Here is a 15,895-nt window from a genome sequence, read left to right as displayed (position 1 = left end):
GCCCTGGTTAAAATTTTAATGCATATTCACAAGCCTCTGCCATCAGTTTTACAGCACGCTTAAAAACGTCGGGATCTTCGAACCCATAGGATAAACGAAGCTGATATTTTGCCTTTTCCGTTTTGCTGCAAATGGTTCCGGGAATATAAACCAAACGTGGATTCTTTTCGCCTTTTCCGTCCACATCCGGATCACCAGTCATACGTGACAAAAAATTAAAGAATGGAGATCCTTTATCCGTACGAATATTTTTAAATGTGATATAAAAATAGAACGCTGCATCGCCACCGGAATACGATTCAATGTATGGACCAAGATGTTGTGCAAACTGACTTTTAATAAATGTCGCCTTCTGCTGATAGCCAGAATTGACCGCTTCCTTTTGAATATGTATATAGTGATCCAAAAGCCATCCTGAAATTTCCTGATTGATGAGCGGAGAGCTAAAGCCGATATCCGAAGTGCGCTGCATGAGAATTTTTGCAAAATCGTTATCCGGACAGATAATATAACCAATACGCAATGCCGGAGCCAGAATTTTGGAAAGAGTGCCCACCTCAAACACCTGGTTCCATTTATCATACTTTAAACCCGATACCGGCTTTTCCAACTCCGGATTGTGAATAATATCCTCGTATGCTTTATCAAAAATAACAGGTATTAATTTCCCGCTTTCTTCGCTCAATCTTTGAGCGATCTTCACAATAGCTTTCCGGCGAGCATTGGATAATACAACCGTGGTGGGATTATTAACTGTTACAATGTAGAAGAAACTGATATCATTCGAATCAACTTTTGTTAATGCATTTTCTAAAAGTGCTGTATTCAGTCCTTCCGCATCTTCAGGAACAGCCAGTATTTTAAATCCTTTTCGTTCAAGAGTTTCGGTGTAGATGTAGTAATACGGATCTGCCGTAATCACGATTCCCGGCTGCAAAATATCAGAAAGTGCATCAAGAATACTGGTGGCACCGTTTGCTCCAATCAGAATTTTTCGGTTTGTAAAATCCTTTTCTTCAAGTCCTCCAATATTGTATCTCGTATAATACGACCGGATGGAGTTGCGCAGATTTGGTGAACCATCCGCACCACCATAATTCAGCGCGTTCCGGTAATGGTCGGGATGCGCCATAATATCACTGTAAGCTTCACGAATGGCTTCCACAGGAATGGTTTTATCGTTCACATAACCTACACCGAGATTAATATCAACACCTTCCCTGAAATCCTCCGCAAATTCAGCTGTCAATTGATTGATGGCAGAAGGTATCAGCGATGCCTTCGCCAGTGAGGAAAATGGATAGTCCATCTGATATTTTTTTCAAAGTAAATCAATAATGGTGGGAATTAAAATAATTTTAGTCAGTGTTGTTGCGCTAAATTTGTTTCTGTTATCCTATATTTTAGAATGGTTATAATTTAAGGTTTTCCATTAAAATTCTGTGACAATGGAATTGCTCACCCGAATATTCTTCATATTTTAGCGCTTTAGTACGAAACAAGCTTAAGCTTTTGCCTGTAAGTTTATTCGTTTACTAAAGTCTTAAACCATTTGAAATATTAACTTAATTCTACCTGTTCTATGGGAAACTTTAAAAAAATTATTGGATTGATCCTGCTAGGATTAACCTTGTGGTCATGCACTAAAGACAATGTTCTGGAAATTATTGATTACGGCACCTTAACCTTTAACATTACTGACAAGAGCGATGCCCCTCTTTCAGGAGCAACAATTTATGTTTTTGATTTTGAACTATTCAAAGTAACATCTATTGATATAAATGATAGTTACGATCTGGCAATAAAAAAAGGAGAAACTGATGCCAACGGTAAAATTGATTTCGGCAAACTCAATACTGGTCTCTATTTAATTTATGGAGTAGTAGAAGATGAAGACAACAGAATGTATCAGATCAGTAAACTGGTTCAGATACAATCCGGGGAAGAAACAAAACAGGAAATTAGTCTTGCAGACTATGTAGGATCTGTCACAATCCGGGTGAAGGGATTTGAATATACTGCATCATCATCAACCGACAAATACCTTGATACAATCAATGTTATTCTGGTACCGTATGAGCAGATGCATTCGGCATCAGGCACCAATTTTAGTGAAATGCTGAATCAGGGTATTGTACTGGGCAAAACCGACAATTCCGGTTTTGTATCATCAGAACAGGTCCCGATAGGTAGATATTATGCCATTGCATATTATGATGACACACGGTACGATATTCTTTCTTTAAACCGATATCAAAACTCTGAAAGCTACTTTGAAATTCAAAAAGGTTCAAAAATGAATATGAGTATGTATGCTGAAAAAGAGGATCTTGCTATTCATACGCCGGAGTCCATGTCGTTTCGTGTATATTACACAGAATACAATACCGGTACCGGGAAACACGATACCACATTTCTGCCCGATGTAAATATTCTTCTAAGCCAGACCAGCTCTTCTTATCTGGATAACGCTATTTCGTCAGGTTTCCTGACCATGTCAACGAATGATCAGGGGACTGCTTCTCTTGAAGACATTAGTAGCTTAAGTAGTTATTATAGTTATGCCTATCTTTGGGTTTACAGTGATATGAATACCTACAAAAGATTCGGACAGGTGTCTTTTTCTTCATTGAAAAACAAAGTGACAGACCTTGAAGTCGACAAGGAGGTGTTTTATAAAACATATGGGAATGTACAGGTAAATGCCAAAGGGAAATATATAACAGGTGTGACCCTTGACACGCTGGTATTTTCGAATATAAACCTTAGATTAACCACAAGTTCTACAACATATTTTAGTAATACTTCATCGTATTACGATGTAAAAACGGACGAAAACGGCAATGCAACTTTCACTCACATTCCTACAGGAACTTACTATTTATGGGCTTACTCCGATGCAGACCATGCAGATCGTTCAGTTGTTCTGGTCACCGTTGTCGAAAATGAAACCACGAATATTGAAGTTGTATTTAGTGCTGAAAATGCCTTAATCTTATCCGGAGACCTTAATTTTGAGTTTTATGGCTATAACAATGGTACCGAAGAACTCATTAAAGATGCTTACGTCATTATATCGAAAAATTATACTTCATCTGTAAGCACGGCATTAAATTATGCCTACAAGTCTGGTAAAACAGACCAGTATGGGAAAATCACATTTAAGGACCTTCCTGTTAATGAAAAGTTTTATGTTATTGTTTACTATGATGCAGATCGCTATTCATCCTCTTCAAGTAGCTATACCGTAAGATATAAGTCAAGTGACAAAATCAGAATTCAGTGCAGCAGCAGAATTTTTAACTAAAGAATTAATCCACCACAGCATTTTGTTGTGGTGGTTCTTTTTGTATCTTAGCTGAAGACCGGAATTAAACATCGTTATTACGGGTAAAGCAGTAATAACAATTACTTTATTTGATGATAAATCCTTATGTGCTTTTCAGCTGAAGTCAGTTTTGGTGCCAGTGCAGTTATATCAACGGTTGGTGTTGTTGCAGTTAAAAAAAGTGCAAGAAAAGAACAACTTTTTTTTGCATTGATCCCGTTAATGTTTGGTGTTCAACAGTTTTTTGAAGGCTGGCTTTGGGTTGCCTTACAGAACGAAGGATATCGCACCACCGAAATGCTCGCGAAATACGGGTTCTTAATATTTGCACAGCTTATCTGGCCGGTTTGGGTACCGTTATCGGTTTATAAGATTGAGAAGAACCGTAAACGAAAACGCATGATCGGCGGATCGCTGATATTGGGAATTGCAATGTTTGCTCTTCTTGCCTATCGGATGGCCGCATACGATGTCAGTGCACATATTGATCATCATCACATCTATTATACCGTAGGACATTTTAACAGCACAAACTGGTGGAGCGGCGCACTTTATCTGCTACCTGCAGTCTTCCCTTTTCTGTTTTCCAGTCATAGGAGAATTAATATTCTTGGTACCATCATGTTACTGTTTTTTGTGATCTCAAAGGTATTTTACCTGAAGTATATGATTTCGGTGTGGTGCTTTTTTGCAGCGGTAATGAGTATATACATATTGTATATTCTAAAAAAACAGGAACCTGAAGTAAAACAAACGATACCAATATCATGAAACGTTTAACCCTTTTTTTTGCAACATTTATCTTAACTGTCAGTGCAGGTTCAATGACTGGAAATGATTCTGCAGGCGCACGTTTTAATATGGACAAAGACTTTCTGCTGGTTCAGTATGATTGTAAAACAGATGTTGACGACCTCCATACCATTGCCGCTTTCAGGTCCCTGATTTCCGATCCTGCATTTTCAAACCTTCATTACTATGCCGTTGCCGGAGCCTACGGCATCCAGGATGGTTTGTATGTTCCGCCGAATAACCTCTTCAGACAGGCTTTTGGGAATAACTGGTCCAATGCCCATGAGAACGCAGAAAAGGCAGTTAAAGAAGTGATAAAGAAGGTAAAAGCTACCATCAAGAATTATGGTGATGTCTGGATTGCGGAAGCAGGGCAATCTGATTTTACGGCTAAACTTGTGAGCGAATTACAAAATGCATTCCCGGAATTAAATACACAAGGACGCATTCATGTGATTCAGCACAGTGATTGGAATGAAAAGTCTACATCGCCGGAAAGCCTTGCATATGTAAAAAAGAACTGCGACTACATTAAAATTCCGGATGGGAACACCGTAAGCAATGGATCACCCGGCTTCAGGGACGAAGATTATACTGATTGGAAACAGGATATTTCCAATGAGAAACTGGCAAGCATCTGGCAACTGGCCTCTGATATCTCAACAAAATATAACGGTAAAGACGGCAGGTACAACAACAGCGCCATTGCAAATGGCGGCCTCGACTTCTCTGACCTCTCTGAAGTATGCTGGATTTTTGGTTTGGAGGATATAAAGGATGCCAGACAGTTTTTTAAGCTCTATGTAAAATAACCAGGTCGGTAACGCGCTTACAGTTGACCCGTTAATCAGTTCAAATCACTTAGAATTTGTATGTTAATGGTATATTTTACAAAAATAAGAGATTTATACGCAGCAAAAAAGGTGCATCTACATCACAAAACCGGATTTTTATTACCTTTAAACGATTAACCGAAAATCTGTTGAATATATAACCGTATATAACACTAACCTTTAATAAAATAACCCGGAAAGCAGGAGTTTAAACATAACTATATTATGGCAAATACCGGAATATAATTAATAGTAATTTATATTACAACGTTAGGCAACATTTTGAAAAAAATTCTACATAAATTTAGCTTATGAAAAATTTAAAAGAATTCCACACTAATATTGCGGGAAAAGTTAGAAATACCAAACTCCCCAAAAGAAAAGCCTTGCTCCCACTTTTTGAGACAATAAGTAATTCGATTCATGCCATAGAAGAAAAAGGAAATGTAAAGTCTGGACAGATACAAATCTTTATCGTTAGAAATGGTAGAGATGAAACATTAAAAGAAATCAAGGAAATTGAAAAATATCCAATAAAAGGATTTAGTATCATTGATAATGGTATCGGTTTTAACGAAAAGAATTTTGATTCTTTTCTGACTGCTGAATCAGACTACAAAATAGAAAAAGGAGCAAAAGGGATTGGACGTTTCGTTGCGTTAAAAGCATTCAAGCAAGTTAAGTATTCAAGTTGCTTTCATGATGGAAAACAATTCGCAAAAAGAGAATTTACGTTTAAACCAGTACAAAATGGAATATTTAACTATTCGGAGATGCTGATAGAGTCAGACAAATCATGGACGAATGTTGAACTCCAAGATTTTCGTGAAGAATATCAAAAATTTTGCCCTCGTACATTAAATGATATTGCTGAACAAATCGTTGAGCATTTTTTAATTTATTTCTTGCAAAACAAATGTCCTTACATAACTATTATTGACCAAAATGGCACTGAACTCTTACTTCAAAATTATTATGGTAGTACTTTTAAGGGGTCAATCAAAAATCGCGAATTTCATCAAAAGGATGAGATATTCAATATTTATCTATTAAGAGTTTATAATACTCGAAAGTCTCATCAAATTCATTATTGTGCAAATAATAGAGAGGTAAAATTTGAACTACTAAATACTTTTATACCAGATTTGGGAAGGAGAATAGATGAAGAAGACGGAAATCATTTTGTATATCACGCTTACATAACAAGTAATTTTTTTGATAAAGCGGTGGACAATGAAAGACTGGATTTTAATTTACCCGACAGTGAGGAAGATGGAGAAGACGAAAACGATGAACTTTCATTAAAATCGATTAGAGATAAGTCAATTGAGAATATTGAGGACTTATTAGAACATTATTTGAATATTGTCAGGGAAGAAAAGTTTGAAAAATATCAAACACATATTTACGAATCAGCTCCACAATACAGAACAATCCTAAAATATCATCCAGACACAATCAGAAAAATGCAACCCAACCTGACAGGTAATAAACTTGATATTGAATTATTTAAAGTACAGAGTGATTTAGAATCAGAGATAAAAGAGCTTGGTGAACATGTACTTAATGCAGATGAAGATTTTAGAAGTTCTGATGACTATCAATCAAAGTATTCTGAGTACATTGAAAAGTTCAATGATATCGGTAAAGCTAATTTGGCAAAATATATTGTTCATAGAAAATCAGTAATTGAGTTATTGGATAAATTTCTTGGGATGGAAGATGAAAAGTATCAAACAGAAGAAACAATTCATAATATATTCTTTCCCATTAGAACAGACTCAGACGAGATAAACTATGATAAACAAAACCTGTGGTTAATTGATGAAAGATTAGCATATCATAACTATTTATCTTCAGATAAATCTTTTAAAAATATCAAGCACACAGAAAGTCTAGACTTACAACGCCCTGATTTATTAATATTCAACGATAGTTTTGCTTTCGTGAATGACGATGCACCACATCATTCATTTACTATTGTTGAGTTTAAGCGTCCTGAACGTGAAGGCTACTCTCCCGAATCAAGCAAAAAGAATCCTGTTGACCAGGTACTGCAATACATTAGAACCATAAGAACAAATCAAGCTTTTGATAGAAAAGGAAAAAGGATTGATTTTATAAGTGAAAACACACCTTTTTACGCATACATTATTCTAGATTTCAACGAAAGTATTAAGTATGTTTTAGACGATAAAGATTTTAAGAAAACTCCAGACTTGATGGGCTATTTCAAATTTCATGAAAATTATAATGCATACATGGAAGTTATTTCATATCAAAAATTAATAAAGGATGCTAAAATGAGAAATCGAATTTTATTTGATAAACTCGGATTACCAACAAATTAAAAAACGTTACCTAACAAATTGCAAATTGCATTGCGGGTGCAGTGGTGTTCGTTGTCTCTGCTCCTTCCTTGACCGTCACGTACTATCAACACTGACGCTCTCCGAAATCCACCCCGACAACATGTACCAACCGTTCTAGCTAATTATACCCAATCAGGTATATTACACCTTAAGCCGAAATAAAGTATACCTGAAAAGGTATAAAATCTATTTTTAAAAAATAATTTATACCCGAAATGGTATATTATAAATAAAAATCCTTATATTTATACCCTAAAGGGTATAGCCGCATGAATAAATTAAGTCAATTCGTAAAAAAAAGAAGGAAATCCCTTGGACTAACTCAAGAAGACCTTTCTTTCAAAGCTGGTGTAGGACTAAGGTTTATTAGAGATTTAGAGCAAGGAAAAGAAAGTTTACGAATGGATAAAGTTAATCAGGTCCTAACGTTATTTGGCCATGAGCTTGGTCCAATACAATCAGAAAGAAATGAAGAAAGCTAGAGTATATATGTATGATAAGTTAACTGGGACATTGACGGAGGACGAAAATGGATTCCATTTTGAATATGACCAATCATACCTAAAATCAGATAATGCAGAGCCAATAAGCTTGACATTGCCACTCACGGATAATGAGTATATAAGTAAAGTGATGTTCCCCTTTTTTGATGGATTAATACCTGAAGGGTGGTTACTCGATATAGCCCAAAAAAATTGGAAGTTAAACCCTAGAGATAGGATGGAGATATTGCTAAAGACCTGTCATGATTGTATCGGTGCAGTATCAGTAGAAGAAATTTAGACCTATGAAAAACAAATGTTTATACTGCTACAAAACAATAAATTCCACAGATTTAGATACTTCTGCAGGTCAGGAAGGCTATCATCCAAAGTGCAGCAAAAAGTTTTACGGTAAACCTACACCTCCATTATTAGACTTTACAGAAGATCAAATATTACAATTGGCAGAACAAGTAATTAAAAGCCATAAAACCGTAACAGGGGTACAACCCAAACTGTCACTTGGGTTGAGTAATGAAATTAATGCACCTGAACGTTTTACCATTGTTGGATTATGGGGGGAATACATATTGAAACCCCAAACTGAATTATATCCAAACCTGCCTGAAATAGAAGACTTAACAATGCATCTAGCCGAATTAAGTAAGATTAGAACGGTTAACCACTCATTAATAAAACTCAAATCAGGACAGCTAGCCTATATCACAAAAAGGATTGATCGGAATAATGGCAAAAAAATACATATGGAAGACATGTGTCAATTAACAGAAAGACTAACCGAACATAAATACAAAGGATCTCACGAACAAGTTTCAAAGGCAATAAAGAAATATACTGCGAACCCAGGATTAGACGTAACAGATTTTTACGAATTAGTTCTGTTTTGCTTCCTAACAGGTAACAATGACATGCATTTGAAAAATTTCTCATTGCTAAAAAGTAATCTGAAATATGATTTGTGCCCCGCATATGACTTAGTTGCATCAGAATTAGTTGTAGAGGGAGACGATGAAGACCTAGCATTAAACTTGAATGGTAAAAAGAAAAAAATTAAGAGAAAAGATTTTGAAGCTGCAATGGCAGGAGCAGGCATAGATCAAAAAGTAATTGAAAACATATTTAAAAAATATAAAAAACTAGTTCCTAAATGGGATCAGTTTATAATTGAAAGCTTTTTACCAGAGAAAATGAAAGATGAATACATCTCTCTTATTAAAAGAAAATCTATTCAAATTGAACTATAAAAACTAGCTACAAAAATGTCTATAGTGCAAAGCACCCTGCGGGATGCGACGACACCATACACGAACTGTTGTGTTTAATGCTAAAAGACATCGTGCTACTCATAAAAGAATAAGCTGAAAGATGATTTTAATACACCATTCAGCTATTCTGAAAATTTAATCGTGAGATTCAACGTGCCAAGCCTGTTCAACAGTGTGAAGATTAGCCTTGATGTCTGTTGTCCAACTTTTAACCTTAGCAGACAAACCTGATTTCATGATTTTCTCAGCGTGTTCGCTTTTCATGAAGTTTGTAAATTTATCACGACTTGTCCATAAAGAGATACCTGTAATAGGACCGTTCTTTTGTTCGGGTTTCAATGACATGCTCATTAATGCACCGTCCTGTTCTTTAATCATTTCAGAAGTTTCTTTTAGCATGTTTAATACTTCATCAAAATGTTCATCTTTTGGATAATAGTTCTCTGTTACTAAGTACGGTTTTGTATTCATTTTATTCAAATTTTAAGTTATTGGAAACACAATACTATGTTTTCGATACAAATATACGAATTATAATTCAATTACATACTTAAATTGTAATTGTTTTGTATGTTTTTGACATATTACGTATATTTGGATTATGAATAATTCATTACATATTGTTACAGAGTTGGTTGAACAACTTAAAAGGTTTGAAAGCGAAAAGGGGCAAGAACCGAAGGACATTAAAGAATTTACCGTTTGGTTAAATCAAGTTGTTTTTGAGCATCATACTTCATTGGAGTCAGGTAAAGAAGAAACTGATATTGATATGGAGTTAACTTTTCTTCTGATAATGCAAAGCAAACATTACAAAACATATTGTAAAGAAGCATTAGTTGAAACCGAAATAAATTCTCCTGACGAATATAGTTTCTTATATCATTTAAGCTTAGTTGACAGTTTTAGAAAGATGGAATTAATTCACATTCACCTCTTAGAAGCTCCATCTGGAATAGAGGTTATTAAAAGACTGTTAAAAAGAGACTTTATTGAGGAATTTGGTGACCCCGATGATAAAAGAGCCAAACGTGTGAGAATAACTGAAAGAGGTAAACAAGAAACCGAGCGGTTAACACCAAATATGAAGAAAGTTTATTCCAAAATGACGGCAGAAATGTCATTTAAAGAAAAAACTCATGTAATAACATTTCTTAGAGAACTAAACGATTATCATTCAACCCCAAAAGACAAAAGGAAATAACTATTAACAATAAGATATGTTTAATAACTGGTTGCAATTCGGGTATTGGAAAAGGTAACGCATTGACCAGCCAAGATTTTACTGACTTTATCAGGGAAAACGAAATAAGCGAATTTTATATTACCGGAGCAGACGCCATTGCCTGCGTGAAATCAACAGTATTTAATATGTGCAGGGAAAACTATAAAGTTACAGTCCTATCAGATTGTATTACGAGTTATGATAAAAGGAAAATTGACGAAATGCTGAATTATTATGAAAATAAAGGCAGCAGAATAATTAGATCGAATGACCTGATAGATTCTGAATAAAGATGACAGCGACTAGTAAAGTGTATATACCATAAGGGTTTCACCTGATATTCAGGCGTTGTAGCCCGCCCAAATTTTCCTGTAGACGGGCAGGAGTATTAGAAATACCGTACGTTTCATATACTTATCCATTAGCAACAATTTAAATACGACGCAACAGAATCCGGGAAAAGAGTAACTGATTATTTATTGTAGCGTGTAATAACGCATTGAATTATCTTTGCCTCTCAGGGCAAACATGGCAAACATGAAAATAACAAAGACTAAAAAGAGGTGGGGCATTCTTATGCTGTTGATTGCAGTACTTATCAGCATAGCCTTTTATCCGCTAAAGCCTCAGTATCCCATTCACTATTATGAAAGGGAAAGCGGGCAAATAAAAACAGAAAAGGTAGCCGGAGAAAAATGGTTGGTATGGTTGTATTACAATCCGGTAGGAGAAGCAACCTTGTGGGCATTGGTGAAGAGAAAGCTGGTTTCATCGGTCTATGGTAAAATGATGGATCGCCCTTCTTCCGCAAAAAAGATACAGCCGTTTATTGAAGAATTTGATATTAATATGAGCATTGCTCAGGAACAGAAGTTCCAAAGTTTTAACGATTTTTTTACCCGAAAACTTAAAGAAAATGCAAGACCAATTGATACCGCTTTCAATACTGTTATATCGCCTGCCGACGGAAAAATTATGGCTTATGCCGATATAAACAATTCCGATTTTATTATAAAAGGATTTCGCTTTGATGTATCTTCCTTTCTGGATGATCCGGATCTTGCACAAAAATACCACGATGGTTCTATACTTATAATCCGGCTGGCCCCGGTGGATTACCATCGTTTTCATTTCCCGGTCAGTGGAAATTTATCTCCAAACAAAAAGATTGAAGGTGACTATTATTCCGTCAACCCCTTTGCTTTGCGAGAAAAGGCCAACATCTTCTTTTTAAATAAACGGGAATATACAATTATTTCAAATCCTTTGTTTGGTGATGTTATTATGGCCGAAGTTGGTGCTACTATGGTAGGAAGCATTGTACAAACGTATAACGGAAGTTATGTAAAAAAAGGTGAAGAGAAAGGCTACTTTAAATTTGGAGGTTCAACGATAGTGCTGCTGTTTGAAAAAGATAAAATCCACATTGATGAGGATTTTTTGAACCATACATCGAAGGGATACGAAACGACTGTTAAAATGGGTGAAAGAATTGGTGAGAAAAAATAAAAGGGTTTTAACCCTTCATTTTGTGTGTTTACCGGACACCAGAAATTCGTAATTCATAATTGTTTATCTCTCTTGCTTTTAATGATTTAATTCGCTACTTTTAGTGGCACTATTAACTTAATTATCACCCCACTGTATGCACTGCTGTATATTACAACAACAGATTGTTATTCCCAAATAAGGCTATAAAGTTGATTATACCGGTATATACTTTTCAGGGTGTTTCAGGCTCATGAAGCGTCATAAGATCTTAGCTTACAGTTTTCAGTTTTATCCGTATAACTAATGGATGAACAGATATTCGTATGTCTGTAAAAGGATGTGCGGGGATACAATACATGAATTTTCATATCCATGAACTGAAAAACTGAGCCGGTGCAGGAAAAATGCCAAACTTATTGGGGTAAATCCTCTGAAATATTAAACTAATACTTACCAAAATGAAACACTTCAACAAAACGCATTTTAAACTTCTATCTGCATTATGCCTCATTCTGATAATTTCAGTATCCTGTTCAGAACAAAAGAATTCTGATGGGCCAAGGAATCTGGCAAATATTGCCACTGCCAATGGTTCCTTTCGTTATATGTCCCGCCTTGCAGCTCTAAATGACGGACTTACACCTACAGATTCCACCAGGTGGAGACCCAGACAGGGGAACAGAAGACGAATGCCAGCAACACCACAGTGGATTGAATACAGCTGGGATCAGCCGGTAAAGACATCTGCTGTGGATTTATTTCTTTGGGATTATTATAAAGTTATTCCGTTGCCTGAATCGTACCGCATTACCTACTGGAACGGATCGGACTTCATACATGTACCAAATGCAAAGGGTTTGGGCCTGGAAGCAGGAAAGTATAATAAAACAACCTTTGACTCCGTAGAGACAACAAAACTACGGATTGAAGTGGATTCTTCCTTTTTCCTCCCGATGAATGTTATAGAGTGGAAGGTTTATGCCAGTAGTGATGCACCAACCTATCCACCCATTGTTAATGCAGGTGAAGACCGTGATGTAATGATCGGCGGTAAAACCTGGTTATCTGGCGATGTTAAAGTAGTTGATGCACTGGACAAACTAAAATGGAAGAAGGTAAGTGGTCCGGGCAAGGTATCTTTTAGTGATCCTGATTCCATTAAAGGAACAGCTAGCTTTTCAAAACAAGGTGAATATGTGCTTTCATTAACAGCCAGGGACGGCAAATCAAGCGGATCATCGGATATTATTGTACGGGTGCATGATCTTCCGCCAAAGGACAGGCTGGACGTGGTGTACACGAAGAAATACAGCATCGATAATCCGATGTGGGATTCCAGGGCAAAATCCCTTATCGTTAACTGGATACCTCATTGTATCAGGATGATTGAAAGTACAAATCTGGAACAGGGACAAGGTGGCCTGGATAATTTTATTGAGGCCGCAAAAGCACTTCGCGGCGAACCGCACGGACCACATCTTGGTTACGTATTTTCGAATGCATGGGTACACCAGACCATCGAGTCGATGAGTATTGCACTGATGGTTGATCCCAATGGTGACAAAGAAATTATGGCATCACAGGAGCATATGAAAAAAACACTGGAGAAATGGATCCCGATCGTGCTTGCAGCGCAGGAGCCGGACGGATATCTTCAGACTGCTTTTACCCTGAGGGATACAACAAGATGGAAAGAAAGATGGTCTCCTGCTCAACGTGGTACTCATGAGGGATATGTTGCGGGCTATTTTATTGAGTCTGCCATCAATCACTATACCCTGACCGAGGGAACAGATAAACGGCTGTATGACGCAGCAAAAAAACTGGCAGACTGCTGGGTGGACAATATCGGACAGGATAAAAAGGAATGGTTTGATGGTCACCAGGAAATGGAGCAGGCATTGGTACGCTTCGGCCGTTTCGTCAACGATATGGAAGGAAATGGTCGTGGTGACGACTATATTAAACTAGCCAAATTTTTGCTAGACAGCCGCGAGGGAGGAAACGAATACGACCAGAGCCATCTTCCTGTAACACAGCAGTATGAAGCAGTAGGCCATGCCGTAAGGGCAGTATATAACTATTCGGGAATGGCGGATGTGGCAGCAGAAACCGGTGATATAGATTACCAGAGTGCCGTGATGTCCTTGTGGGATAATATGGTGAACAAAAAATACTATGTCACCGGAGGTGTTGGCAGTGGTGAAACCTCTGAAGGGTTTGGCCCCAATTATTCGCTACGCAATTCTGCTTATTGTGAGTCTTGTTCAAGTTGCGGGCTTATCTTCTTCCAGTATAAGATGAACCTGGCATACCACGATGCAAAATATGCAGACCTTTATGAAGAAACCATGTATAATGCCCTGCTGGGTTCACTCGACATGGAAGGTGAAAACTTTTACTACACAAATCCGTTGGTTTCAAATTATAAGCGATATCCATGGCATGTTTGTCCGTGTTGTGTCGGCAATATCCCAAGGACACTGTTAATGATTCCGACCTGGACCTATGTAAAAAGTCCGGATGCGATTTATGTAAACCTGTATATTGGAAGCAGTATAAAAGTTGAAAACGTTGCAGGAACGGATGTGCAAATGATCCAGAAAACAGACTACCCATGGAATGGAGATGTGTCTGTTACAGTTAATCCTGAAGAGAAGAAAGAATTTGCACTCTATGTAAGGGTTCCGGACAGGCATACCAGTGTTCTGTATAGCTCTGACCCGGAAGTGCAGGGGATTGAAATGCTTACCCTGAACGGTGTTGAGATTACTCCCGAAATTGAAAACGGATATGCAGTGATTAAAAGGGAGTGGGAAAAAGGCGACAACGTTAGTTTCTCCCTTCCGATGGAAGTTCAGCGCATAGCTGCAGATGAGAAAATTCTTGCAGATACGGGCCGGATTGCCTTAAGATATGGTCCGTTAATTTACAATGTGGAAGAAGCGGATCAGGAGAATATCGATAAGAACATAAGTAATGATCCTCTGACGCCGGTCTGGAGAGACGATCTTCTGGGTGGCATAGTGACCCTGGAAGGTAAATGGAATGATGGCTCTCCTCTTGTTGCCATACCTTACTACGCCAGGAATAACAGAATACCTGACGGTGATCATCCGGAACATGCAAGATCCATGGTCTGGATCAAGGCAGAATGACAGCGTTTGACTGGCAAGAAAAGCGGACTGGTTCAGCCGGTATGTTCCGGCGGCCGGGCCTGCCTGCCGGGTAAGTCATTTAACCTACAAGGCATGAACGATAACATTTAATACCTGGTACAGTACGCTTAAACAGCATGTGAATGGATGCATATAAAATCCGTACATTCCCGAAGTCAAGAATTGCCACAAATGATGTGTGTGCCATTGGTCGTCAGAAACATCATGTTACGGCACTGATTGAAATTGACGTGTCTGAAAGCAGGGAAAAAATTAAAGCGTGTAAGAAGACACGGAGAATTTCATTCACTGCATGGCTGATTAAAGTCATTAGTATCACTGTGAAGGATTACGAAAATGCCACAGCCTATCTTAAGGGAAAACGAAAAATTGTGGTTTTCAATGATATAAATGTTTCACTTGCTGTAGAAAAGGTATTAAACGGACAACGAATTCCGATACCGGTCATCATCGAAAAGGCACATGAGCGCAGCATTGAATCGATAACGCAACAAATAAACGAGGCAAGAGATCAGCAATTGGCTGATAAAGACGTTGTTCTGCAAAAAAGAACTAACAGACTGGAACAAATCTATTATGTGTTACCCGGATTTATCAGGAGATATTTCTGGCGTTACCTCGTAAGACATCCCCGCCTTGCCTTCAGTAAAATGGGAAATATCGCCTTTACGTCTGTTGGCATTACCGGTAAAGGAAATACATGGTTTATTCCGTTATCTGTACACCCGGTATGCTTCGGGATCAGTAATATTTCCAAAAAACCGGTTGTTGTGGATGACAAAATAGTGATCAGGGAAATGCTTCAAATGACCGTTTTACTAGATCACGATGTTATAGATGGTGCACAAATGGCCCGGTTCTTAAGAAAACTGTCTGAAAATATTGAAAGAGGGATTGGTTTATAAAA

The 15,895-nt window shown here is 37.4% G+C and carries 14 protein-coding genes; 12 read left to right on the top strand and 2 right to left on the bottom strand.

Annotation, left to right across the window (positions count from 1 at the left end; translation table 11 throughout):
• Positions 1-7: 7 nt before the first annotated feature.
• Positions 8-1,309 (bottom strand): aminotransferase class I/II-fold pyridoxal phosphate-dependent enzyme, encoded by a 1,302-nt coding sequence (locus ACE01N_RS03025; protein ID WP_380584676.1) that lies wholly within the window; start codon positions 1,307-1,309, stop codon positions 8-10.
• Between the two features lie 273 nt (positions 1,310-1,582).
• Here ACE01N_RS03025 and ACE01N_RS03020 point away from each other — a divergent pair, with 273 nt between their 5' ends.
• The 7 genes from ACE01N_RS03020 (at position 1,583) to ACE01N_RS02990 (ending at position 9,072) form a co-directional block, all read left to right on the top strand.
• Positions 1,583-3,307 carry a hypothetical protein gene (locus ACE01N_RS03020; protein ID WP_380584674.1) on the top strand — a complete coding sequence of 575 codons (1,725 nt, stop codon included), beginning with the start codon at positions 1,583-1,585 and terminating at the stop codon, positions 3,305-3,307.
• 126 nt (positions 3,308-3,433) lie between these two features.
• Positions 3,434-4,099 carry a DUF6629 family protein gene (locus ACE01N_RS03015; RefSeq protein ID WP_380584672.1) on the top strand — a complete coding sequence of 222 codons (666 nt, stop codon included), beginning with the start codon at positions 3,434-3,436 and terminating at the stop codon, positions 4,097-4,099.
• Entirely contained in the window at positions 4,096-4,932 is an 837-nt protein-coding gene (locus tag ACE01N_RS03010) for a hypothetical protein (RefSeq protein WP_380584670.1), read from the top strand. Before ACE01N_RS03015 ends, ACE01N_RS03010 begins: the two co-directional genes overlap by 4 nt.
• 332 nt (positions 4,933-5,264) lie before the next feature.
• Positions 5,265-7,304: a hypothetical protein gene (locus ACE01N_RS03005; protein ID WP_380584668.1), complete on the top strand. Its 2,040-nt coding sequence runs from the start codon at positions 5,265-5,267 to the stop codon at positions 7,302-7,304.
• Between the two features lie 290 nt (positions 7,305-7,594).
• Entirely contained in the window at positions 7,595-7,807 is a 213-nt protein-coding gene (locus ACE01N_RS03000; RefSeq protein WP_380584666.1) for a helix-turn-helix transcriptional regulator, read from the top strand.
• A complete protein-coding gene (locus tag ACE01N_RS02995) occupies positions 7,794-8,108 on the top strand; it encodes a HipA N-terminal domain-containing protein (RefSeq protein WP_375727597.1) in 315 nt (104 codons plus the stop codon). The genes ACE01N_RS03000 and ACE01N_RS02995 overlap by 14 nt, the downstream gene beginning before the upstream one ends.
• 4 nt (positions 8,109-8,112) lie before the next feature.
• Complete coding sequence (locus tag ACE01N_RS02990) at positions 8,113-9,072, top strand: HipA domain-containing protein (RefSeq protein WP_380584663.1); 960 nt, start codon at positions 8,113-8,115, stop codon at positions 9,070-9,072.
• A gap of 156 nt (positions 9,073-9,228) precedes the next feature.
• Here ACE01N_RS02990 and ACE01N_RS02985 read toward each other — a convergent pair whose 3' ends face one another.
• On the bottom strand, positions 9,229-9,564 hold the full coding sequence (locus ACE01N_RS02985) for an antibiotic biosynthesis monooxygenase (RefSeq protein ID WP_380584661.1): 336 nt from the start codon (positions 9,562-9,564) through the stop codon (positions 9,229-9,231).
• Positions 9,565-9,694: 130 nt separating this feature from the next.
• On the opposite strand from ACE01N_RS02985, the gene ACE01N_RS02980 reads away from it, so the two are divergent.
• From ACE01N_RS02980 to ACE01N_RS02960, 5 genes are all read left to right on the top strand, one after another.
• A complete protein-coding gene (locus tag ACE01N_RS02980) occupies positions 9,695-10,297 on the top strand; it encodes a MarR family winged helix-turn-helix transcriptional regulator (RefSeq protein ID WP_380584659.1) in 603 nt (200 codons plus the stop codon).
• Between the two features lie 62 nt (positions 10,298-10,359).
• Positions 10,360-10,608, top strand: a complete 249-nt coding sequence (locus tag ACE01N_RS02975; protein WP_380584657.1) for an isochorismatase family protein — start codon at positions 10,360-10,362, stop codon at positions 10,606-10,608.
• Positions 10,609-10,855: 247 nt separating this feature from the next.
• Positions 10,856-11,827, top strand: a complete 972-nt coding sequence (locus tag ACE01N_RS02970; protein WP_380584655.1) for a phosphatidylserine decarboxylase — start codon at positions 10,856-10,858, stop codon at positions 11,825-11,827.
• Positions 11,828-12,267: 440 nt separating this feature from the next.
• On the top strand, positions 12,268-14,967 hold the full coding sequence (locus ACE01N_RS02965; RefSeq protein ID WP_380584653.1) for a glycoside hydrolase family 127 protein: 2,700 nt from the start codon (positions 12,268-12,270) through the stop codon (positions 14,965-14,967).
• A 143-nt stretch (positions 14,968-15,110) separates the two neighbouring features.
• On the top strand, positions 15,111-15,893 hold the full coding sequence (locus ACE01N_RS02960; RefSeq protein WP_375727605.1) for a 2-oxo acid dehydrogenase subunit E2: 783 nt from the start codon (positions 15,111-15,113) through the stop codon (positions 15,891-15,893).
• The last annotated feature ends 2 nt before the right edge of the window (positions 15,894-15,895 follow it).

The sequence above is a fragment of the Quyinboa ferrireducens genome (genome assembly GCF_042436675.1).
GTDB lineage: Bacteria > Bacteroidota > Bacteroidia > Bacteroidales > UBA5342 > JBHJHP01.
Note: the sequence above shows the minus strand (reverse complement) of the source record. Positions and strands in the feature narration are given on the sequence as shown.

What these genes read in the sequence shown, in the direction of transcription:
- ACE01N_RS03025 (WP_380584676.1), bottom strand. Translation starts at nt 1,309, where the DNA reads ATGGACTATCCATTTTCCTCACTGGCGAAGGCATCGCTGATACCTTCT.
- ACE01N_RS03020 (WP_380584674.1), top strand. Translation starts at nt 1,583, where the DNA reads ATGGGAAACTTTAAAAAAATTATTGGATTGATCCTGCTAGGATTAACC.
- ACE01N_RS03015 (WP_380584672.1), top strand. Translation starts at nt 3,434, where the DNA reads ATGTGCTTTTCAGCTGAAGTCAGTTTTGGTGCCAGTGCAGTTATATCA.
- ACE01N_RS03010 (WP_380584670.1), top strand. Translation starts at nt 4,096, where the DNA reads ATGAAACGTTTAACCCTTTTTTTTGCAACATTTATCTTAACTGTCAGT.
- ACE01N_RS03005 (WP_380584668.1), top strand. Translation starts at nt 5,265, where the DNA reads ATGAAAAATTTAAAAGAATTCCACACTAATATTGCGGGAAAAGTTAGA.
- ACE01N_RS03000 (WP_380584666.1), top strand. Translation starts at nt 7,595, where the DNA reads ATGAATAAATTAAGTCAATTCGTAAAAAAAAGAAGGAAATCCCTTGGA.
- ACE01N_RS02995 (WP_375727597.1), top strand. Translation starts at nt 7,794, where the DNA reads ATGAAGAAAGCTAGAGTATATATGTATGATAAGTTAACTGGGACATTG.
- ACE01N_RS02990 (WP_380584663.1), top strand. Translation starts at nt 8,113, where the DNA reads ATGAAAAACAAATGTTTATACTGCTACAAAACAATAAATTCCACAGAT.
- ACE01N_RS02985 (WP_380584661.1), bottom strand. Translation starts at nt 9,564, where the DNA reads ATGAATACAAAACCGTACTTAGTAACAGAGAACTATTATCCAAAAGAT.
- ACE01N_RS02980 (WP_380584659.1), top strand. Translation starts at nt 9,695, where the DNA reads ATGAATAATTCATTACATATTGTTACAGAGTTGGTTGAACAACTTAAA.
- ACE01N_RS02970 (WP_380584655.1), top strand. Translation starts at nt 10,856, where the DNA reads ATGAAAATAACAAAGACTAAAAAGAGGTGGGGCATTCTTATGCTGTTG.
- ACE01N_RS02965 (WP_380584653.1), top strand. Translation starts at nt 12,268, where the DNA reads ATGAAACACTTCAACAAAACGCATTTTAAACTTCTATCTGCATTATGC.
- ACE01N_RS02960 (WP_375727605.1), top strand. Translation starts at nt 15,111, where the DNA reads ATGGATGCATATAAAATCCGTACATTCCCGAAGTCAAGAATTGCCACA.